This is a genomic window from Falsihalocynthiibacter arcticus, assembly GCF_000812665.2.
Taxonomy (GTDB): Bacteria; Pseudomonadota; Alphaproteobacteria; order Rhodobacterales; family Rhodobacteraceae; genus Falsihalocynthiibacter; species Falsihalocynthiibacter arcticus.
In genome coordinates, this window is record NZ_CP014327.1 from 1,666,129 (window position 1) to 1,685,270 (window position 19,142).

Genomic DNA, 19,142 nt, shown 5'->3' on the forward strand with positions numbered 1-19,142 from the left:
ATGACTGTCTTTTTTATCGGGGCAGGCCCCGGCGACCCGGAACTTTTGACCCTAAAAGCCGCGCGTGTGATTGGCGAATGTCCGGTGTGCCTGTATGCGGGTTCGCTGGTGCCGCCACAGGTTGTTGAATGTGCCCCAGAAGGCGCACGCGTTTTGGACACGGCTCCAATGACTTTGGACGACACCCATGCCGAAATCTTGGCGGCGCACAAACGCGGCGAAAACGTCGCCCGTGTCCATTCTGGCGACCCCTCGCTTTACGGGGCGATTGCCGAGCAAATACGGCGCCTTAAGGCCGACGGGATTGACTATCAAATCATTCCGGGAGTGCCAGCCTATGCCGCGGCCGCCGCTGCGCTTGGTCAAGAGTTAACCATTCCTGAAATCGCGCAATCTATTGTTTTGACACGGATGTCGATGCAGTCGACCTCTATGCCTGTGGGCGAAACCCTTGATAATTTTGCCCGTACGGGGGCCACTTTGGCGATCCATTTGGCGGTCCGTAATATGCGGGAAATCGAACGAGTTTTGGTGCCGCATTACGGCAAAGACTGTCCTGTGGTGGTGGCTTATCGTGTTGGCTGGCCTGACGAGATGATGTTGCGCGGAACTCTGGCGGATATTCGCAAGAAGGTCCGTGCTGCGAAAATTACGCGAACCGCCCTTATTCTCGTTGGTCCAGCCCTTGGAGAAGTGCGCGACTTTAAGGATTCCGCCCTTTATGATCCCACCATGCCGCATGTGCTGCGCCCTGTAACTGGTGTTGATTTGGTCGAAGACATCAACACCTAGGGGAAACAGTTTTGAGGGTTAAGGTTAACTTGACCTACACGTCCTCTGTGGCATTCTTAACGGAAGCGGCGCTGTGTCGTAATTTGATTCTCGGAGTTGTGATGTCTGATTTTCTACCCAAAGAAGTACGCGAAGGCCTTGAACGGGCGCGTATGGCCGCTTTAAGAAAGCGGAGCCGTTTGTGTGTCCACACGGGGCCGGATGTCTTCCCGATTCTCAAGTTTTGGGAGCGCGGCTTCTCTTTGGAGGCAAAAAACGCGCCGCATATTCGTGGGTTGGTGGATATTTTTGATGGAAGTCGGCACCTGTATCAATGTCTGATTGTCGCTTCAGAAACGCATGACGATGAAATCCATTTTGATTTCAAGCGCGCCACCGTCGCCGCAGATCGGGCCGCGCTTGATTTTGCTGTGTCGGACAACGCACCAGTTGCCTTGATCGGTCACGCTGGATAGCATTGGGGAGGGCGCAACCTTACTTGCTACGCCCGTCCAACCTATTGCAAATCGCCAAAGGCCGCTTGCATCCGCGATACAGCTTCTTGCACGCGGGATCGCTGCGTTCCGACGTTGAACCGCAGGTGAACCTCTCCCCCTGTACCAAATGTGGGCCCCTGATTTGTGGCAATGCGGGCAACTTTTGCCACCCTCTCCGAAATTTCGCTCATCGACATTCCCGTACCAGCAAAATCGACCCAAGCCAGATATGTCGCTTCGAGGTGCATTGATTTCAGGCCCGGAATCGCATTGATGCCTTCGTCGAAAATACGTTTATTTTCAGCAATGTAGGCCACAAGTGAATCCACCCATTCGGCCCCTTCTGGTGAATAGGCGGCCGTTGTCGCGACAAGGCCAAAACTATTTGGCGACAGACCGAGCGCGCTCATTCTTGCGGCAAACTTCTGATGCAAATCTGGGTCTTCGATAATTGCGTTGCCCGTGTAGGCCCCAGCGATATTGAAGGTTTTTGACGGGGCTGTCAGCATCACAAGACGATCCGTTACCCCCTCAATCAACGGCATTGCCGTGTGTTTTGCACCGTCAAAAACCACATCATGGTGAATTTCATCACAGACAAGCGTAAGATCGTGCCGGATAGCAAATGCGACCACGGCTTGCAACTCTTCACGCGTCCAGACACGCCCCCCGGGATTGTGCGGCGAACAGAGGATCAACATGGTTTCTTTGCCAGTCATTTCGGCGTCATAGGCCGCAAAATCCATTTCATAGCGACCGTTATTGTCCACCAATGGACATTCAACCACTTTGCGGCCCGATGCGGAAATGATCCGCGCAAAAGCATGGTAAACGGGGGTGAAAATTATCACACCGTCGTCGGGCGCAGTATAAGCCTCCAAGCAAATACCGACTGCGTTCACAAGACCATGCGTCGTAAAAATAGCTTTGGGATCAAAACTCCACCCGTGGCGGTTTTTCATCCACCAGCAAATGGCCGCCCGATAGTCAGTATCATCTGAGAAATAACCGAAAATGCCATGGTCAATCATTCCCTGAAGCGCGTCGCCGACACATTTTGGCGGTCGAAAGTCTGTGTCGGCCACCCACATCGACAAACCGTCCTCTGATGAGACGCCGTATATTTTTTCCATGCCATCCCACTTTGAGGAATGGGTGCCGCGTCGATCGATGATGGTGTCAAACTTCATTTTGCTTCCCTGACGGTGATTGTTTTTCGTCAAGCTATCGAAATGAAAAGCGGTTGCAAGGGGGTTGAAAGATTGCAACGGCGCGCATCATGCCCTAAATGACGAATATGAGCATACGTCCAATCCTTATCCACCCCGATCCGCGCCTCAAAAAGACTGCTGAGGCCATCGAAACCGTCACGCCCGCGTTGAAATCCCTCGCGGAAGACATGCTTGAAACGATGTATAACGCGCCCGGTATTGGCCTTGCTGCGCCGCAAATTGGTATTTTAAAACGTTTGATCGTTTTGGATTGCGTAAAGGAAGACGGCGCAGACCCCGAGCCTATGATTATGTTCAACCCTGAAGTGGTGTGGAAATCAGAGGCGCTCAACACCTATGAAGAGGGTTGTCTCTCGATTCCCGAGCAATTTGGCGATGTTGAACGCCCCGCCGAAGTTGGCGTGAAATGGATCGATGCCGAAGGGGCCGCACGTGAGGCGAAGTTTGATGCGCTTTGGGCGACCTGTGTGCAACATGAAATTGATCATTTGAATGGCACATTATTCATTGATTACCTTAAGCCTTTGCGCCGCCAGATGATCACGCGTCGGATGCAGAAACTTAAACGTGAGAGGGCGCGCGAATGAGTGTTCGCCCGTTCGTTGCTTGGCCCGATAAACGCCTGCGCACCGTTGCCCAACCGGTGGCCGAAATTACCGATGCCACCCGTGCCATTTGGGCCGATATGGTTGAGACAATGGAAGCGATGCCTGGTTTGGGGCTTGCTGCCGTTCAGATCGGCGTGTTGCAACGCCTTGCCGTTGTGGATTGCTCACAGGAGCGGGGACAGGTTGTTTTGCTCGCCAATCCCGAGGTTTTGCATGCCAGTGGCAAGATGCGCGACCACGAAGAAGCCAGCCCAAATTTACCCGGCGTTTCGGCGACGATCACCAGACCACGCGCCGTGACCGTACGGTTTTTGAATTCCGAAGGCCTTGAACAAGAGCGCGATTTCGTGGGCGTCTGGGCAACTTCGGTTCAGCATCAAATCGACCATCTGAATGGTAGAATGTATTTTGACCACCTGTCAAAAATGAAACGAGACATGCTGCTGCGCAAGGCCAAAAAACTGCAAGGCTAGCGAGAGGACACTGCTATGCGCGTTATTTTTATGGGGACACCGGAATTTTCGGTTCCCGTCCTTGAGGCTTTGGTCGCTGCGGGGCACGAGATCGCCGCAGTTTATTGCCAGCCATCGCGCCCTGCGGGACGTGGAAAAAAAGACCGCCCTAGCCCCGTGCAACAAAAAGCGGAAGCCCTTGGCCTTGAGGTGCGCACGCCTGTTTCCCTCAAAACGCCCGAATCTCAAGAGGACTTTGCGGCGCTTGGGGCGGATATCGCCGTTGTGGTTGCCTATGGTTTAATCCTGCCGCAAGCCATTTTGGATGCGCCTTCAAAAGGGTGCCTCAATATTCACGCGTCGCTTTTACCCCGTTGGCGCGGGGCGGCACCAATCCATCGGGCGATTATGGCGGGTGATCCAGAGACGGGCATTTGTATTATGCAGATGGACGCGGGCCTTGATACTGGCGCGGTTTTGTTGCGCGAAGCGACGGCCATAGGTGCCGAGGAAACAACCGCGCAATTGCATGACCGTTTGTGCGACATGGGGGCGAAGCTTGTTGTGACCGCGCTCGAAGAATTGCCGCAACTGGAGGCTCTTACGCAATCTGATATTGGCGTGACCTATGCCGCGAAAATCGACAAATCCGAAGCGCGCATTGACTGGAGCCAAAGCGCCGAAGCGGTCGACCGTAAAATTCGTGGGCTTTCACCTTTTCCGGGGGCATGGTGCGACGTGGACGGCGAACGCCTCAAGCTGTTGGCGTCTCGCACGGCAGTGGGCATGGCCCCAGCAGGAACAGTTTTGGACGGTATGACAATTGCCTGTGCGACGGGGGCGGTTGAAATCCTTTTGGCGCAGAGACAGGGTAAAAAACCCATGTCCCCAGCCGATATTTTGCGCGGCCTTACCCTGCCTGAAGTGCTGATCTAGGCCTGAAAAGTTAGCGCGTTTTCTTGAAAGGTTCCATGCCTTGGCGGGCAAGTTCGTCGGCGCGCTCATTCTCTGGGTGGCCCGCGTGGCCTTTAACCCATTCCCACGAAACGTCGTGACGGGCGTTTGCCGCGTCTAAACGCTTCCAAAGATCTTCGTTTTTTACGGGTTTTTTGGCCGCAGTTTTCCAGCCGTTTTTCTTCCAGCCAAAGATCCATTTCGTGAGGCCATCTTTGACATAATTGCTGTCGGTCACGAGGGTAAGTTTTGACGGACGTTCGAGCGCTTCGAGGGCGCTAATCGCTGCCATAAGCTCCATGCGATTGTTGGTGGTATCGGCGGCCCCGCCACAAAGAGGGCGTTCCTTGACAACGGTTTTGCCTTCGCGGGCAATGAGAATTGCGCCCCAGCCACCTGGTCCTGGATTTCCACTGCAAGCGCCGTCGGTATAAGCATAAAGTTCAGACATGGGCGGTTATAAGTATCCAAGGTGCAGTGACGCCATCCAGTCCCACGTCTTGGCCAAAGGCGCAGCGCGAGATTTGAAAGCCGACGGTTGTTAAAATGTGGTCGAGTTCTTCTTGGGTATAAAGCGCATAAAACCGGCCAATGCCATCGCGAATTTCTGCTGTTCCGGTTTTCATTCCAAGATGCAGCTGCCCTGTGGGTTTTAGGGCGCGGTGGAGGGCCAATAGGTGCCGTGGAAAATCAGCTTTGGAGGCGTGGAGAAGCGAGAAATTCGCCCAAACGCCGTCGTAAATATCATCGCCGGAAATGTCATCAAAGGTCGCGAGTTGCGCTTCAACGCCATAGAGTTCGTGTGCCTGTGCAATCATGGCGGGGCTTGCGTCGCGGGCGTCGACGTTCAAACCTGCGGCGATCATGCGGGCCGATGCGCGCCCTGAGCCACATCCCAAATCCAAAACGGTTGCGCCCTTTGGTAGTCGCGCAATGAACGCGTCTAGGGCGGGGAAGGGCGCGTCAGTTTCCACCATTTTCGCATAGTCACTGGCGCGGGCTTCATAAACGGCGAGGGTTTCTTTGTCGACGATCACACGGCCTCGCGCAACACGCGGGGGACCTTGAATTCAACGTTTTCTTCTGCGGTTTCTACGAATTCAACGGTGACGTCATAGCGGGTTTTGAAGGCGTCTATAACCTCATTGACCAGAATTTCCGGCGCACTCGCACCCGCCGTGACACCGACCGATTTAATGCCGTCAAGGGCGCGCCAATCTATATCAATCGCGCGTTGCACCAGTTGCGCATAGGAGCAACCAGCTGCCGCCGCGACCTCGACAAGGCGTTTGGAGTTAGAGCTGTTTGGAGCCCCAATTACAAGGATCGCGTCCGAGATTGGGGCCATCGCCTTGACCGCTTCTTGGCGGTTGGTTGTGGCATAACAGATGTCTTCTTTGTGGGGGGCGACGATGGCGGGAAAGCGCGCTTTGAGCGCCTCAACGATGAGGGCCGTATCATCAACTGAGAGCGTCGTTTGTGTAATATACGCCAGTTTTTCAGCGTCACGCACAACGAGGCGCGCCACGTCTTGCGGCGTTTCCACAAGGAGCACTTCGCCCTCTGGTAATTGTCCCATTGTGCCAACGGTTTCGGGATGGCCTTTGTGGCCAATCATAACCATTTGCAAACCGCGTTCGGCATGGCGCTCGGCCTCAATGTGAACTTTGCTCACGAGGGGGCAGGTCGCGTCGACGAAAAGCATTTCGCGCGCTTGAGCGGCGGCAGGCACGGATTTCGCAACTCCGTGTGCCGAAAAGATAACGGGGCGATCATCGGGACATTCCGCCAGCGTTTCAACAAATACGGCCCCCTTGGCCCGAAGCTCATCTACAACATATTTGTTGTGAACAATTTCGTGGCGCATATAAACAGGAGCCCCCCATTTTTCGAGGGCCATTTCGACGATTTTGATCGCACGTACAACCCCCGCACAGAATCCGCGCGGTGCGGCAAGATAAAGGGTAAGGGGAGGTTTTTGCATGGGTGCCTCATTGGTTGATGTCCCAGAGGTATGCGTTCGAGCGTTATTGGTAAAGAGGCGCGTGGGTAAAAAGCACGAGCTTGAAACGAAAACCGGGGCCCAATGGATCCCGGTTCAGTTTATTCTTGCTCTGCCATCATCGTCGGAGCCGCATCTTCTTCTGAGTTGGGCTCACGAGGTGGGCGCCCAACCACATCCTTAAGCTCATCAAGTTCGATGAAGTTGTCGGCTTGACGACGCAACTCGTCCGAAATCATCGGAGGTTGGCTGCGGATTGTCGAAACAACGGAGACACGCACGCCTTGACGCTGCAAGCTCTCAACGAGAGGGCGAAAATCACCGTCCCCCGAAAAGAGAACAACATGGTCGACATGTGGTGCAAGTTCCATGGCATCAACAGTGAGTTCGATGTCCATGTTGCCTTTGACTTTCCGGCGCCCCATGGAATCAGTATATTCCTTCGCCGGTTTTGTCACCATCGTGAAGCCGTTGTAATGAAGCCAATCTACGAGCGGACGAATGGGTGAATATTCGTCGTTTTCAAGCAGGGCCGTGTAGTAAAAGGCCCGAAGTAGTTTTCCCCGGCGCATAAATTCTTGACGCAAGAGTCTATAGTCAATGTCAAACCCAAGTGATTTAGCAGCGGCGTACAGATTCGAGCCATCAATGAACAACGCCAGTCGTTCGTCTCGATAAAACATAAAATATGTCCTTCCAAAAATACTTTGCTCTGGTTTCCGTGAGTGAGTGATTAGGATATTGTGCGAGCAAAGGTTATGTAAATTTAAGGATTTTAACGAATGCCGCAACCCACAGAGTGTCACAATGCTGAAACAATAGGCATAGTATCCTTGGGTTCGAACGTTATTACGCCGCAATTTCAACCGCTAGAGCGATTGCGGCGCGCCTTGGTTGATTTAGGTGACGTAGGGATAACTCTTAAAAAAACCAGCCAATTTTATCACTCACCGTTTTTTCCCGCGAATCAGGGGGCGGATTTTGTGAATGCAGTTGCCGTGGTCTCGGGGCCACTTATCGCGCGAGAGGTTCTGAGCCGGTTGCACGCTATCGAGGCTAAACATGATCGTACGCGTGAAAGCAGGTGGGCTGACCGCACTTTGGATATTGATCTCATCGCATGGGGAGACGGAATTCAACCTGATGTGGAAACCTTCTCAAACTGGCGGGATTTGCCAATGGAGAGGCAAAAAGCACTGACGCCGGACCAACTCATCTTGCCCCATCCACGGCTGCAGGATCGCGCTTTCGTTCTGGTGCCGTTAAACGATGTTTGTCCGACTTGGAAACACCCCTTGACAGGCGAATCAGTCGCCGAGATGCTGAATGCTCTACCAGAAAGCGAAAAATCCGCTATTATTCCCCTTAGAACCTAGGGTTTTCGGGCTTGTCATTGCCGCGTCAAGCTACTAAATAGACCTCTTCTAAACCCCGATTTGCATTGGAGTGCCCATGGCCCGCGTTACGGTTGAAGATTGCGTTGATAAAGTTCCTAACCGCTTTGAGTTGGTGATGCTTGCATCCCATCGCGCACGTGAAATTACGGCTGGGTCTGCGATCACAGTTGATCGCGACAATGACAAAAACCCCGTGGTTGCGCTGCGTGAAATCGCAGACGAGACACAATCAGCAGAAGACTTGCGCGAACGGATGATCGAGAGCAACCAAACTCAGATCGAAGTCGATGAGCCTGAAGCTGACGATATGGCGTTGTTGATGGGGGCTGAACCTGCTGACAAACCAGCTGAGGACGATATGTCTGAAGAAAACTTGCTGCGCGCTCTTATGGAAGCGCAAGGGCAGCAATAAGCAAGACACGAAAGAGGCGGACTGGATGATCGAAGTCGACGACCTGATCCAACTGGTCCGCAACTACAATCCAAACACTGACGAAGCCAAGATCGCCGCGGCCTATGCCTATGGCCGCGAGATGCACGTCGGTCAAATGCGCCAGTCGGGCGAGGAATATTTCACACATCCCGTTGCTGTTGCCGCAATTTTAACCGAGCAACAATTGGATGATGCCACGATCATCACCGCATTGCTGCATGATACGATCGAAGATACCAAAGCCACCTATTCGGAAATTCAGGAACTGTTCGGAACGGAAGTTGCCGAGCTTGTGGACGGCGTAACTAAGCTGACCAACTTGCAGCTTTCTAGCAGTGAAACCAAACAGTCCGAGAATTTTCGCAAGCTGTTTATGGCGATGTCCAAGGATATGCGCGTCATCCTGATTAAACTCGCAGACCGTCTCCACAATATGCGGACGATCAAGGCGATGCGCGCAGAAAAACAGGCCCAAAAAGCGCGCGAAACCATGGATATTTTTGCTCCCCTTGCAGGCCGCATGGGGATGCAATGGATGCGCGAAGAGTTGGAAGACTTGGCTTTCCGCGTCCTCAATCCCGATGCGCGCAATTCGATCATTCGCCGCTTTGTGATGTTGCAACGCGAAACGGGCGACGTGATCCAAAAGATCACCCATGACATTCGCACGGAGCTTGAGGCAGAGGGCATAGAGGCTGACGTTTATGGCCGAGCGAAAAAGCCCTACTCAATCTGGCGTAAAATGGAAGAAAAGGGCATAGGTTTCTCGCGCCTTTCCGACATCTATGGTTTCCGCGTTATTACGCGGCAAGACGCGGATTGTTATCGGGTTTTGGGGGCTATTCACCGACGGTGGCGCGCGGTCCCTGAACGGTTCAAAGATTACATTAGTCAGCCAAAATCAAATGGTTACCGATCGATACACACCACGGTCTCGGGGCGGGACGCCAAGCGCGTTGAAGTTCAAATTCGCAGCCGCCAAATGCATGATGTTGCTGAAAGCGGCGTTGCGGCGCATTGGTCGTATCGCGATGGTGTGCGCACCGAAAACCCTTTCGCCATCGATCCGGCGAAATGGATTTCCGGTCTTGCCGAGCGATTTTCAAACGCCGAGGATCACGATGAATTCCTAGAGCATGTGAAGCTCGAAATGTATTCGGATCAGGTCTTTTGCTTTACACCAAAAGGCGCGGTCGAGAAATTACCTCGTGGCGCGACACCGCTTGATTTTGCCTATGCCATCCACACGCGCATTGGCGATAGTTGTGTGGGTGCCAAGGTGGACGGACTGCGCGTGCCGCTTTGGACACGCCTTAAGAACGGACAATCGGTTGAGATTATAACGGCCGAGGGTCAACGCCCGCAAGCGACGTGGTTGGATATTGCCGTCACTGGACGGGCCCGCGCCGCAATCCGTCGGAGTCTTCGCGTCGAAGATCGGGATCGGTTTGTTAAGCTTGGACGAGAGCTTGCGCGCGTTGCGTTTGATCATATCGGCAAGCGGGCCACCGAAAAAACGTTGCAACGCGCCGCGGTACAGCTTGGCCTTGCGAACTCCTCCGAACTTCTCGCGCGTTTGGGCAGTGCAGAGCTTTCCGCACGGGACGCCGTGTCCACCGTTTTTCCCGAACTTGCGGCCAGTTCAGGTGATGAAATTGACGTGGCGCGCGCCGTTGTCGGCCTGTCTCCTGGACAAAGTTTTCGCCGCGCCAAATGTTGCCAACCCGTTCCGGGCGAGCGCATCGTCGGGATCACATATCGTGGCGAAGGTGTTGTGGTGCACGGTATCGACTGTCCGGTGTTGTCCGAGTACGAAGAGCAAACCGATCGCTGGGTTGATCTTCACTGGCACTCTGGGCGTCACCCCGCTGTGCATACGGTCACGATCAATATTACCATCACCAACGACGCGGGCGTATTGGGACGCATGTGCACATTGATTGGACAGCAAGGTGCCAATATCTCTGATATGCACTTCTCGGACAAGAAATCTGATTTCTTCCGCTTGCTGATAGATATTGATGTGCGGGACGCTGAACACTTGCACATGGTGATGAATGCCTTAGAGGTCGAAGAGAACGTTGCTTCTTTGAAACGTCATCGCGATCCGTCGCGTAAACCAGCCTAGGGCTAAGACAGAGGAACGCAACTTGGTTTTTAAACGCCGTGATAGACGCCCCATATGGCAGGCCGTCGCGGATTTCTTTTATCCCAAGGGCGGCTGGTCGCGCGCGTTTCGCTACGTTCGGCATCGGCTTCACAGGCTACCCGACCCCCCGCATAAAATTGCGCGCGGGTTGTTCGCAGGTGTTCTCACAAGCTTTACCCCGTTGTTTGGTATGCATTTTCTGATTGCTGTGATTTTGGCCAAACTTATGCGCGGTAATATTATGGCCGCGCTTCTGGGCACGTTCTTCGGCAATCCGCTCACTTTTCCGATTATCGCTCCGCTCTGCATTCAACTTGGAAAATGGATGCTGGGTCACCCGTTTCGCCAGCCCGACCAAGCGGATCTTTTGGCAAGGTTTTCGGCAGTAGGCCGAGAAATTAAAACGAATATTTGGGCAATTTTTACCGATGCAGAGCCGCATTGGTCCAGTATTGATGGGTTTTACCACTCCTTGTTCCTGCCGTATTTGATTGGTGGTATTATCCCGGGGATCATCTCTGGTGTGGTTGTGTACTACCTTTCGGTGCCCTTGATCGCGGTCTATCAAAAGCGCCGGCGTGGGCGGCTTAAGAAAAAACTTGATGAGTTGCGCAAGAAGGCGGCAAAGAAGGCTGACGGCTCGGCTTGATCTCGTTAACGTGTTGCGAAAATCGGTTTAGGGAATCAGGAAATGGCGCAAGTAGAGAAACTTAGATTAGGTATAAATATCGACCACGTCGCGACGGTGCGTAATGCTCGCGGCGGGGACACACCTGATCCCGTACGCGCCGCAGTTTTGGCGCAGCAAGCGGGTGCCGACGGCATCACAGCACACCTGCGCGAAGATCGCCGACATATTGGCGATGCCGATATTGACGGGTTGATGGAAGCGCTCTCGATTCCGCTGAATTTTGAAATGGCCGCGACGAAAGAAATGCAAGACATTGCGCTTCGTCATAAGCCCCATGCCGTTTGTATCGTGCCGGAAAAACGCGAAGAACGCACGACTGAGGGGGGGCTCGAAGTCGCCCGCGAAGAAAATGCACTGGCGCATTTTATCGCACCTTTGCGGGATGCGGGCTGTCGCGTTTCTATCTTTATCGCCGCGGAGCCACGTCAAATTGAAGCGGCCCACCGCATCGGTGCGGCCGTTATTGAGCTGCACACCGGCGCCTATTGTGATGCCCACGCCGAAGGGCGCTTTGACGTTCGCGATGTTGAACTTGGGCGCTTGCGGGAAATGTCTCAGTTTGCCCATTCGCTGGGTCTTGAGGTGCATGCGGGCCACGGGCTGACCTATGAAACCGTCAAACCGATTGCGGCGTTCCCCGAGGTTGTCGAGCTTAATATCGGCCACTTCCTGATCGGCGAAAGCATCTTTCGTGGCCTTACGCCCGCCATGGCAGAAATGCGGCGGTTGATGGACGAGGCAAGAGCTTGAGCGATTGCATTGTGGTAAGTGACGGCAAAGTGGTGCCCCAATGATACTGGGGATCGGAAGCGACCTCGCGAATATCGAGCGTATTCAAAGGACTTTGGATCGGTTCGGCGACCGTTTTAAAAATCGCGTTTTTACCGAAGTTGAGCAAAGAAAAGCTGAGCGACGGCGCGATGTTGCTGGCACCTATGCCAAACGCTGGGCTGCCAAGGAAGCTTGTTCCAAGGCGCTCGGAACGGGGCTTGCCATGGGCATCAGTTGGAAAGATATGGCCGTGAGCAATCTTCGCACTGGTCAACCGGTGATGGAAGTAACCGGTTGGGCCAAAGAGCGGCTCGCGGAAATGACGCCCGCGGGACACACGGCGATCATTCACGTCACCTTAACCGACGATCACCCTTGGGCGCAGGCGTTCGTCGTGATCGAAGCACACCCAAATAATGTGTGAACGCGGCTAAAACTTGACACTCAACCGCGCGGGCCGCATGTAGCGCTAAGATATTTTGAACAGAACAGGCACGAAAATGAAAACCATCGAGAAAAAAGAAGACGGCATTCTGGAAACTGTGAAAACCGTTTTTTGGGCGCTGATCATCGCGGGCATTTTTCGGACCTTGTTTTTTCAACCATTTTGGATTCCGTCGGGCTCGATGAAAGACACGCTTTTAATCGGTGACTTCCTATTTGTGAACAAAATGGCTTATGGGTATTCGCGCTATTCCTGCCCCTTTTCTGCCTGTCCGATTACGGGGCGCATTTTGGGATCTGAACCCGATCGCGGCGATGTGATTGTGTTCCGCCACCCGACGTCGGGCGTGGATTACATTAAGCGTCTCATCGGCCTTCCCGGTGATAAGGTTCAAGTGATTGATAGTGTTGTGTTCATAAATGACGAAGAGGCGGTTCAGGTTCCCGATGGCCTATTTGTAGAAAACTATGCGCCACAAGGCTCCGCTGGTAATTTGCCTGCATGTATTACGCGCCCCGGCCCTGACGGCGAGTGTGTGAAAGATAAATTCCTTGAAACGCTTCCCGGCGGTGTGACCCACTCAATCTTGAATTTCACCGATCAACAGTTGGATAATACGCAAGCGTCTATTGTACCCGAAGGGCATTATTTCTTTATGGGTGACAACCGCGATAATTCAAGCGACAGCCGCGTTCCGCAGAATGCTGGTGGTGTTGGTATGGTACCGTTTGAAAATCTGGTTGGTCGTGCGGATCGGATTGTTTTCTCGTCGGCAGGGAAATCGTTGTTTGCATTTTGGACATGGCGCGGCGACCGTTTCTTTAAAGCGGTTGAATAACGCGACACTTGTCTTGTGTGGTTTAAACTTGGTCTAGAAACTGATAGGCCATCCCATCGCCCGTGGAGCGATTCCAAAAGGCATCTCGTGAGGTTTTAGTAATTTGAAGGACGATCGGTGAAAATAGCCGCAGAATTAAAGGCCTTTTGCGCCCGAATAGAGCATGATTTTGCAGACCCCGCCCTATTGTTGCGGGCTGTGACGCATAGCTCGATGTCCTCAGTTACCCGTGATGATAACCAGCGAGACGAGTTTCTTGGGGACCGGATCTTGGGTTTGGTGATCGCCGAGGCCCTGCTGCAAGCGGATAAAAACGCCAGCGAAGGCGTTCTTGCGCCGCGTTTCAATGCGCTCGTGCGCAAAGAAACCTGCGCCGATGTCGCGCGTGAAATTGGCCTTGGAACCGTTTTGAAGCTTGGCCGTTCGGAGATGATTTCCGGTGGCCGTCGCAAAGAAGCCCTTCTTGCCGATGCCATGGAAGCCTTGATCGCGGCCGTCTATCAGGACGCCGGATTTGAGGTGGGCCGTGCGTTTGTTTTGCGTCACTGGGGTAAACGTATCACCACTGTTGAGGCTGACGCGCGCGATGCAAAAACTTCGCTCCAAGAGTGGGCACAGGCTCGCAAACAGCACCCCCCAAATATGTCGAGATCGCGCGCTCAGGCCCCGATCACGCCCCGATTTTTACAATAGAAGTTCAGCTTCAAAGCGGCGACGCCTATCGCGCGACCGCTGGATCAAAACGGCAAGCTGAACAAGCCGCTGCCACCGCGCTGCTCATGCAGCTGGAAGGAAAGTCATGACCGAAAAACGCGCCGGATTTGTTGCCCTGATTGGCGAACCAAACGCGGGAAAATCCACACTTCTTAACTTCATGGTTGGGGCCAAAATCTCAATCGTAACGCATAAGGTTCAAACGACCCGAACCCGTATTCGCGGCGTAGCCATCGAAGGCGATAGCCAGATTGTCTTTATCGACACGCCGGGCGTATTTCGCCCCCGTCGCCGTCTGGACCGCGCAATGGTTGCTGCGGCTTGGGGGGCGCTGCCGATGCCGAGGTTGTGGTGCTGTTGATTGAGGCGAACCGTGGTTTGACCGAGGGCGTTGCCATGATGCTCGAAACCCTCTCTGAATTCGCAGAAGGCCGCCGCATTGCGCTTGCGATCAATAAAATTGACCGCGTTAAGGCCGAAACCCTCCTTGGTTTGGCCGCCGAAATGAACGAAAAATTCCCCTTCACCGAGACATTCATGATCTCAGCTGAAAAAGGTCACGGGGTTGGCGCGTTGCGCAAATGGCTCGCCGATGAAATGCCTGTTGGCCCGTGGCTTTACCCCGAAGACCAAATTGCCGATCTTCCGTTGCGGATGATCGTCGCCGAAATGACGCGCGAGAAACTGACTCTGCGGATGCATCAGGAATTGCCGTATCAGCTGACGGTTGAAACGGAAAAATGGGAAGACCGCAAAGACGGATCGGTGCGCATTGATCAACTGATTTACGTGATGCGCGACGGCCACAAAGGCATCGTTCTGGGCAATAAAGGCGAGTCGATTAAGGCAATTGGCACCGCCGCCCGCGAAGAGATGGAAGCCTTCCTTGATCGCAAAGTGCATCTGTTTCTTCAGATTAAAGTACGGCCAAATTGGCTTGAAGAATCAGAGCGTTACGATGAAATGGGCCTGTCCTTCAAAGATGGGAACGTATGACACGCCTCACGGCAGATTTTTGGGTCGCGGCGTATCTGACGCGGCTTCGACTTAAGGATATTCCAGCGTTTGTGACCTCAAAAGGGGACATAACCGCTGGGGCCGTACTGGTGAAGCTCAATACCCTCGATGGTCAGGCTGAGGTTTTTCAGAAAAGTTTTGACCTGATGACAGGTGAACGGGCTTGGATTTCCCTCAGCAAGGGGGATGAGCCCGGCGTTGATGAGGCGATCAAAAAACAATGTAGTTTTGATCCCGACCTTTGGGTGATCGAAGTCGAGGACCGCGCCGGTCGTCATTTGCTCGACGAACCGGGATTTGCGGACTAGTTTAAGCGCATGGAATGGCGTGACCAAGGCACAGTATTGACGGTTCGTCGGCACGGAGAAACCTCCGCGATTATCGACGTGCTTACGCCGGAGCGTGGGCGCTATACAGGCGTTGTGCGTGGCGGGACGAGCCGCAAGCTTGCACCCATTCTCCAGCCGGGAGCCGAGCTATCTCTGACGTGGCGCGCGCGATTGGAGCAGCATATGGGGGCGTTTACAGTTGAGCCCATTCGCACGCGCGCAGCCCTTGTGATGGACGACCGATTGGCCCTAGCAGGGCTCAACGCGATCACCGCGCTCTTGGCTTTCTGTCTCCCTGAACGAGAGCCGCATAAGCCAATATATTCGGCGTCTATATCCCTCTTGGATTTACTGTCCATGACAGACGCGTGGCCGCTTGCCTACCTCAGATGGGAGGCGGACTTACTCGAGGAAATGGGGTTTGGTATGGACTTGCGCCGCTGTGCTGTGACGGGCAGTCGTGACGATCTGATCTATGTTTCGCCTAAATCTGCGCGGGCGGTCAGTCGTGCAGGGGCTGGGGAATGGGCCAGCCGTTTATTGCCATTGCCGCAATGTCTTTTGGGGCAAAGCTCGGTGACGGATGAGGAAATTATGCAAGGTCTAGAAACGACGGGATATTTTCTAAAGAACCGTTTGGCGGTGGCTCTCGGTGATAGAGATTTGCCCGCTGCGCGCCAAAGACTGATCGATCTTTTGAAGCGCTAGTCGGCCCTAAAAACCATTTCGCCGCCCACTTCATTGGTGAGGATAAGTGTGTCGTCCGCGACCTCGGCGATCGTCATTGCCGCAAGTGCTGTGAAGTACGCGCTTTCTTGGTCCATATCGGCACAGGCCATTTTAGTGCTTCCGAAGTCTTCGAGCGCAAACCACGGATAGGGCGCTGTTTGCGCGCCAAAGTAGGCGTTGCAGGGGGCTTCCCCCGCAATTTCCCCTTCTTCAGGAAAAGTCAGATTCGCCGAGGCTGTAAATGCGACGCCATTTAGGCTTTCTAAAACCCATGTGACGCCAGTGGCGCTGTAGCCGCTGATCGTTTCATCCCCTTGGCAGGAGGATAGGCCTAATAACATTACAAAAGCGGCACGTATCATCGTCCAAGATTGCCACCAAATTTAGCTTTCGGCAAGGGCGACAATTGCGGCAAGCAGGCTGGTCAGGGCGGAGCGATCTTGATCGAAATTTCCAGTCGAGAGGGCCTTTAGGCCGATCATGGTCGCATAAATGGCGCGTGGAAAATCAGGATTGGTCAGGTCGAGGTCCGCAAGAATTTCGGCAAGATCGTTGATCCGACTTTGATCGACGCGCGCGAGTGTCTCTTGGGCCATCTGGTCCTCACGGGCCCAGGCGCGCATTGCGAGTTCTGCGTTTGCAAAGAGCGCATTAGGAGCGCTCGCCGATTCCTGAGTATTCGCCAGTGCGAGAAGGCGCTCGGCAGGTGTGCTTGAGTTCTCAGGCTCGGGGTGCTGCGTTGTACTGCGCTCCCAATATTGAAGAAGTGCAGTTTTAAAATCCGCGACATCTTTGAAATGCCAATAGAAAGACCCCTTTGTCGCCCCAATATCGCGCGCAAGGCGTTCTGCACGTAGGGCCTGTGGGCCGCTGGTTGTCAGCGAATAGAGGCCCAGAACGAGCCAATCTTCGGAGGTAAGGCGTTTGGATGTTTGAGCCATAAGTGAGCGTACGTTGTCGTATACAACCACGCAACGATAATCAGTTACATACGTTTGCGTATGGAGGGGCTGGATGGGAACCGTCGGGCACTCTTATGGAAATGCCCGACGGGTTTTTTGCTTAGATACCTACGTCGATGATTGCTTTCGCAAGGATCGAAACGGATTCTTCGTTCAGGCCAGCGATGTTCATACGGCTGTCACTGACCATGTAAATGCCGTGTTGATCACGCAGTTTGGCGACCATTTCAGGCGAGGTTCCAAGGCGTGAAAACATGCCGCGATGTTGAGCAAGGAAACCGAAGCGGTCAGAATTGGCAAGTGTTTGCAATTCTAGTGCCAATTGTTTGCGCAGGGACAACATATTCAAACGAACTTCTTCAAGTTCCGCCTGCCAATCTGCACGCAATTCCGGATCAGTCAGAATCATCGTCACCAAACGTGCGCCGTGGTCGGGGGGGAAGCTAAAGTTTTGGCGATTTAGGAAGGCCAAGTTGCCCTGTGTGACGGCCGTGTTTTTTGGGTCCTCACTAATGGCCATGAGGATGCCAGTGCGCTCACGGTAGACGCCGAAGTTTTTGGAACAACTTGCGGCAATCAGGCATTCTGGCATTTCAGAGGCCACCATCCGCACGCCAGCAGCATCGTCTTCGAGACCGTCGCCAAAGCCCTGATAGGCGATGTCGATCATCGGCGTTGCGCCTGTCTCCTGAAGGATGGAAATCACCTCAGCCCATTCAGGGAGGGTCAAATTTGCGCCAGTTGGGTTGTGACAGCAGCCATGCAACAACACGACATCACCGGGTTTTGCGTCGGCCAAATCTTCGGCCATCCCTGCAAAATCAACACCACCAGTTTCGGCATCAAAGTAGCGATATTCCCGCATGGAAAGCCCGACGTATTTGACAATAGAGGGATGGTTTGGCCATGTTGGATTGGAAAGCCAAATTATCGCGTCAGGGCTCATCATTTTGATGAGTTCCATAGCTTGGCGAATAGCGCCCGTCCCACCTGGCGTAGCAACCGCTGCGATACGATCCCGCGCAACCGACGTGCCAAGGACGAGGTCAATCATTGCATCGTGAAACGCAGGGTCCCCCGCGAGGCCCGTGTAAGACTTCGTGGTTTCGCGCTCCCAGAGTTGCTTTTCAGCGATTTTTACGGCGCGCATAACGGGCGTGTTACCGCTCGCGTCTTTATAGACGCCGACGCCGAGATCGATTTTGGTGTCGCGCGGATCGGCGCGATACATTCCGACCAGTTCAAGGATTTTGTCTGCGGGTTGTGCGGTTAAGTTGGTGAGCATTCTAGGCCCCTGTTTCAGCTTTGAGATAATCGAACATGCCCCATTCGGCCCAAGAACCGTCATAAAGCGCGTGGTTTCGGTGCCCGATCACTTCGAGCGCTAGAGATAGAATCGCGGCAGTCACACCAGACCCACAGGTCGTAATCGCGGGGCGCGAAAGGTCCACGCCCGCCGCTTGGAAGACGGCTTTGATCGCAGTAGGGTCCTTCATTGTGCCATCGGGTTTTAACAGGGTGGCATAATGCACGTTGCTTGAATTCGGGATATGTCCTGCGCGCAGGCCTTTGCGTGGCTCGGGTGAATCGCCGCGAAAACGGGCGGGACTGCGGGCGTCAATGATCTCGTGGTCCTCAAGTTTGGAGGCCGAAGCAACCTGCGTTACATCGCGCACAAGGTGGTTTTGTCGGGAGGTTGTCATATGGCGGTCGCGAACAATTGGCGCGCTGTCGTCCACGGGGTGGCCTTGGGAAATCCACTTTGCCAAACCGCCATCCAGTACGGCGATATCGGTTTTTCCCATCAAGCGGAACAACCACCATATGCGGGCCGCCGAAAACAAGCCTGCTCCGTCGTAAACCACAACTTGATGCCCGTCACCCACGCCCATCGCGCGCATGCGGCTCATGAATTTCTCGACGGGTGGCGCCATATGGGGCAGGGCGCTGCGCTGGTCCGAAATCTCTTCGATGTCGAAAAACCGCGCACCCGGAATATGGGCTTTGTCGTACTCGGCTTTGGGATCGCGCGCCATATCGGGCAGGTACCATGAGGCATCCAGAATGCGCAGGTCAGGGTCGTTCAAATGCTGGGCGAGCCAGTCCGTAGACACGAGCGTTTTGGGATCATTATATGGCATTAGTACCCCT

Annotated in this window: 23 protein-coding genes and 2 pseudogenes; 16 read left to right on the top strand and 9 right to left on the bottom strand. The window is 54.0% G+C overall.

All coding sequences use genetic code 11. From position 1 onward, the window contains the following. Both cobM and RC74_RS08240 read left to right on the top strand, forming a co-directional pair. Complete coding sequence (gene cobM, locus RC74_RS08235; protein ID WP_039001813.1) at positions 1–792, top strand: precorrin-4 C(11)-methyltransferase; 792 nt, start codon at positions 1–3, stop codon at positions 790–792. 101 nt (positions 793–893) lie between these two features. Further along, entirely contained in the window at positions 894–1,247 is a 354-nt protein-coding gene (locus tag RC74_RS08240; RefSeq protein WP_039002005.1) for a hypothetical protein, read from the top strand. A 41-nt stretch (positions 1,248–1,288) separates the two neighbouring features. Here RC74_RS08240 and RC74_RS08245 read toward each other — a convergent pair whose 3' ends face one another. Next, positions 1,289–2,458, bottom strand: coding sequence for a MalY/PatB family protein (locus tag RC74_RS08245; RefSeq protein ID WP_039001814.1), 1,170 nt, complete (start codon positions 2,456–2,458; stop codon positions 1,289–1,291). Positions 2,459–2,565: 107 nt separating this feature from the next. Here RC74_RS08245 and def (RC74_RS08250) point away from each other — a divergent pair, with 107 nt between their 5' ends. Genes def (RC74_RS08250) through fmt form a run of 3 tightly spaced genes read left to right on the top strand, consistent with a single transcriptional unit; the run spans position 2,566 to position 4,496 of the window. After that, positions 2,566–3,087, top strand: coding sequence for a peptide deformylase (gene def / locus RC74_RS08250; protein WP_039002006.1), 522 nt, complete (start codon positions 2,566–2,568; stop codon positions 3,085–3,087). Beyond that, on the top strand, positions 3,084–3,581 hold the full coding sequence (gene def / locus RC74_RS08255) for a peptide deformylase (RefSeq protein ID WP_039001815.1): 498 nt from the start codon (positions 3,084–3,086) through the stop codon (positions 3,579–3,581). The genes def (RC74_RS08250) and def (RC74_RS08255) overlap by 4 nt, the downstream gene beginning before the upstream one ends. Before the next feature lie 15 nt (positions 3,582–3,596). Then, positions 3,597–4,496, top strand: coding sequence for a methionyl-tRNA formyltransferase (gene fmt / locus RC74_RS08260; protein ID WP_039001816.1), 900 nt, complete (start codon positions 3,597–3,599; stop codon positions 4,494–4,496). A gap of 10 nt (positions 4,497–4,506) precedes the next feature. Here the strand turns inward: fmt and rnhA are convergent, their stop codons facing one another. The 4 genes from rnhA to RC74_RS08280 form a co-directional block, all read right to left on the bottom strand. Then, the gene (gene rnhA / locus RC74_RS08265; protein ID WP_039001817.1) at positions 4,507–4,965 is read right to left on the bottom strand and encodes a ribonuclease HI; all 459 of its coding nucleotides are present in this window, start codon (positions 4,963–4,965) and stop codon (positions 4,507–4,509) included. Further along, positions 4,958–5,551, bottom strand: coding sequence for a class I SAM-dependent methyltransferase (locus tag RC74_RS08270; protein WP_335339585.1), 594 nt, complete (start codon positions 5,549–5,551; stop codon positions 4,958–4,960). Before RC74_RS08270 ends, rnhA begins: the two co-directional genes overlap by 8 nt. Beyond that, positions 5,548–6,498 (bottom strand): 4-hydroxy-3-methylbut-2-enyl diphosphate reductase, encoded by a 951-nt coding sequence (gene ispH / locus RC74_RS08275; RefSeq protein ID WP_039001818.1) that lies wholly within the window; start codon positions 6,496–6,498, stop codon positions 5,548–5,550. The genes RC74_RS08270 and ispH overlap by 4 nt, the downstream gene beginning before the upstream one ends. Before the next feature lie 119 nt (positions 6,499–6,617). Continuing rightward, positions 6,618–7,199 carry a LabA-like NYN domain-containing protein gene (locus tag RC74_RS08280; RefSeq protein ID WP_039001819.1) on the bottom strand — a complete coding sequence of 194 codons (582 nt, stop codon included), beginning with the start codon at positions 7,197–7,199 and terminating at the stop codon, positions 6,618–6,620. Between the two features lie 99 nt (positions 7,200–7,298). On the opposite strand from RC74_RS08280, the gene folK reads away from it, so the two are divergent. From folK to recO, 11 genes and pseudogenes are all read left to right on the top strand, one after another. Then, entirely contained in the window at positions 7,299–7,892 is a 594-nt protein-coding gene (gene folK, locus RC74_RS08285; RefSeq protein WP_082802222.1) for a 2-amino-4-hydroxy-6-hydroxymethyldihydropteridine diphosphokinase, read from the top strand. Between the two features lie 76 nt (positions 7,893–7,968). Then, positions 7,969–8,325, top strand: coding sequence for a DNA-directed RNA polymerase subunit omega (gene rpoZ, locus RC74_RS08290; protein WP_039001820.1), 357 nt, complete (start codon positions 7,969–7,971; stop codon positions 8,323–8,325). A 25-nt stretch (positions 8,326–8,350) separates the two neighbouring features. Further along, positions 8,351–10,474, top strand: coding sequence for a RelA/SpoT family protein (locus tag RC74_RS08295; protein ID WP_039001821.1), 2,124 nt, complete (start codon positions 8,351–8,353; stop codon positions 10,472–10,474). Between the two features lie 22 nt (positions 10,475–10,496). Further along, positions 10,497–11,144, top strand: coding sequence for a DUF2062 domain-containing protein (locus RC74_RS08300; RefSeq protein ID WP_039001822.1), 648 nt, complete (start codon positions 10,497–10,499; stop codon positions 11,142–11,144). 42 nt (positions 11,145–11,186) lie between these two features. Beyond that, positions 11,187–11,936: a pyridoxine 5'-phosphate synthase gene (locus RC74_RS08305; RefSeq protein ID WP_039001823.1), complete on the top strand. Its 750-nt coding sequence runs from the start codon at positions 11,187–11,189 to the stop codon at positions 11,934–11,936. A gap of 40 nt (positions 11,937–11,976) precedes the next feature. Next, the gene (acpS, locus tag RC74_RS08310; RefSeq protein WP_039001824.1) at positions 11,977–12,381 is read left to right on the top strand and encodes a holo-ACP synthase; all 405 of its coding nucleotides are present in this window, start codon (positions 11,977–11,979) and stop codon (positions 12,379–12,381) included. Between the two features lie 76 nt (positions 12,382–12,457). Next, positions 12,458–13,240 carry a signal peptidase I gene (lepB, locus tag RC74_RS08315; protein WP_039001825.1) on the top strand — a complete coding sequence of 261 codons (783 nt, stop codon included), beginning with the start codon at positions 12,458–12,460 and terminating at the stop codon, positions 13,238–13,240. 117 nt (positions 13,241–13,357) lie between these two features. Further along, positions 13,358–14,043, top strand: a pseudogene (gene rnc, locus RC74_RS08320) (ribonuclease III). Then, positions 14,040–14,950, top strand: a pseudogene (era, locus tag RC74_RS08325) (GTPase Era). Before rnc ends, era begins: the two co-directional pseudogenes overlap by 4 nt. Next, complete coding sequence (locus tag RC74_RS08330; RefSeq protein ID WP_039001828.1) at positions 14,947–15,279, top strand: DUF1491 family protein; 333 nt, start codon at positions 14,947–14,949, stop codon at positions 15,277–15,279. Before era ends, RC74_RS08330 begins: the two are co-directional and overlap by 4 nt. A gap of 9 nt (positions 15,280–15,288) precedes the next feature. Further along, complete coding sequence (gene recO / locus RC74_RS08335; RefSeq protein ID WP_039001829.1) at positions 15,289–16,008, top strand: DNA repair protein RecO; 720 nt, start codon at positions 15,289–15,291, stop codon at positions 16,006–16,008. On the opposite strand, the gene RC74_RS08340 is transcribed toward recO, so the two are convergent. The 4 genes from RC74_RS08340 to sseA form a co-directional block, all read right to left on the bottom strand. Further along, complete coding sequence (locus RC74_RS08340) at positions 16,005–16,391, bottom strand: META domain-containing protein (protein WP_039001830.1); 387 nt, start codon at positions 16,389–16,391, stop codon at positions 16,005–16,007. The two genes, recO and RC74_RS08340, sit on opposite strands and share 4 nt — an antisense overlap. A gap of 21 nt (positions 16,392–16,412) precedes the next feature. Continuing rightward, positions 16,413–16,970, bottom strand: coding sequence for a TetR/AcrR family transcriptional regulator (locus RC74_RS08345; RefSeq protein WP_039001831.1), 558 nt, complete (start codon positions 16,968–16,970; stop codon positions 16,413–16,415). A gap of 121 nt (positions 16,971–17,091) precedes the next feature. After that, complete coding sequence (locus RC74_RS08350) at positions 17,092–18,276, bottom strand: amino acid aminotransferase (protein ID WP_039001832.1); 1,185 nt, start codon at positions 18,274–18,276, stop codon at positions 17,092–17,094. Position 18,277: 1 nt separating this feature from the next. Next, positions 18,278–19,132 carry a 3-mercaptopyruvate sulfurtransferase gene (gene sseA, locus RC74_RS08355; RefSeq protein WP_039001833.1) on the bottom strand — a complete coding sequence of 285 codons (855 nt, stop codon included), beginning with the start codon at positions 19,130–19,132 and terminating at the stop codon, positions 18,278–18,280. Between the last annotated feature and the right edge of the window lie 10 nt (positions 19,133–19,142).

Coding starts and splice junctions, on each gene's coding strand:
- RC74_RS08245 (WP_039001814.1), bottom strand. CDS start 2,458: ATGAAGTTTGACACCATCATCGATCGACGCGGCACCCATTCCTCAAAG.
- ispH (WP_039001818.1), bottom strand. CDS start 6,498: ATGCAAAAACCTCCCCTTACCCTTTATCTTGCCGCACCGCGCGGATTC.
- RC74_RS08295 (WP_039001821.1), top strand. CDS start 8,351: ATGATCGAAGTCGACGACCTGATCCAACTGGTCCGCAACTACAATCCA.
- rpoZ (WP_039001820.1), top strand. CDS start 7,969: ATGGCCCGCGTTACGGTTGAAGATTGCGTTGATAAAGTTCCTAACCGC.
- rnhA (WP_039001817.1), bottom strand. CDS start 4,965: ATGTCTGAACTTTATGCTTATACCGACGGCGCTTGCAGTGGAAATCCA.
- acpS (WP_039001824.1), top strand. CDS start 11,977: ATGATACTGGGGATCGGAAGCGACCTCGCGAATATCGAGCGTATTCAA.
- fmt (WP_039001816.1), top strand. CDS start 3,597: ATGCGCGTTATTTTTATGGGGACACCGGAATTTTCGGTTCCCGTCCTT.
- RC74_RS08305 (WP_039001823.1), top strand. CDS start 11,187: ATGGCGCAAGTAGAGAAACTTAGATTAGGTATAAATATCGACCACGTC.
- recO (WP_039001829.1), top strand. CDS start 15,289: ATGGAATGGCGTGACCAAGGCACAGTATTGACGGTTCGTCGGCACGGA.
- RC74_RS08240 (WP_039002005.1), top strand. CDS start 894: ATGTCTGATTTTCTACCCAAAGAAGTACGCGAAGGCCTTGAACGGGCG.
- sseA (WP_039001833.1), bottom strand. CDS start 19,132: ATGCCATATAATGATCCCAAAACGCTCGTGTCTACGGACTGGCTCGCC.
- def (WP_039002006.1), top strand. CDS start 2,566: ATGAGCATACGTCCAATCCTTATCCACCCCGATCCGCGCCTCAAAAAG.
- RC74_RS08350 (WP_039001832.1), bottom strand. CDS start 18,276: ATGCTCACCAACTTAACCGCACAACCCGCAGACAAAATCCTTGAACTG.
- RC74_RS08340 (WP_039001830.1), bottom strand. CDS start 16,391: ATGATACGTGCCGCTTTTGTAATGTTATTAGGCCTATCCTCCTGCCAA.
- RC74_RS08345 (WP_039001831.1), bottom strand. CDS start 16,970: ATGGCTCAAACATCCAAACGCCTTACCTCCGAAGATTGGCTCGTTCTG.
- RC74_RS08280 (WP_039001819.1), bottom strand. CDS start 7,199: ATGTTTTATCGAGACGAACGACTGGCGTTGTTCATTGATGGCTCGAAT.
- def (WP_039001815.1), top strand. CDS start 3,084: ATGAGTGTTCGCCCGTTCGTTGCTTGGCCCGATAAACGCCTGCGCACC.
- folK (WP_082802222.1), top strand. CDS start 7,299: ATGCCGCAACCCACAGAGTGTCACAATGCTGAAACAATAGGCATAGTA.
- lepB (WP_039001825.1), top strand. CDS start 12,458: ATGAAAACCATCGAGAAAAAAGAAGACGGCATTCTGGAAACTGTGAAA.
- RC74_RS08330 (WP_039001828.1), top strand. CDS start 14,947: ATGACACGCCTCACGGCAGATTTTTGGGTCGCGGCGTATCTGACGCGG.
- cobM (WP_039001813.1), top strand. CDS start 1: ATGACTGTCTTTTTTATCGGGGCAGGCCCCGGCGACCCGGAACTTTTG.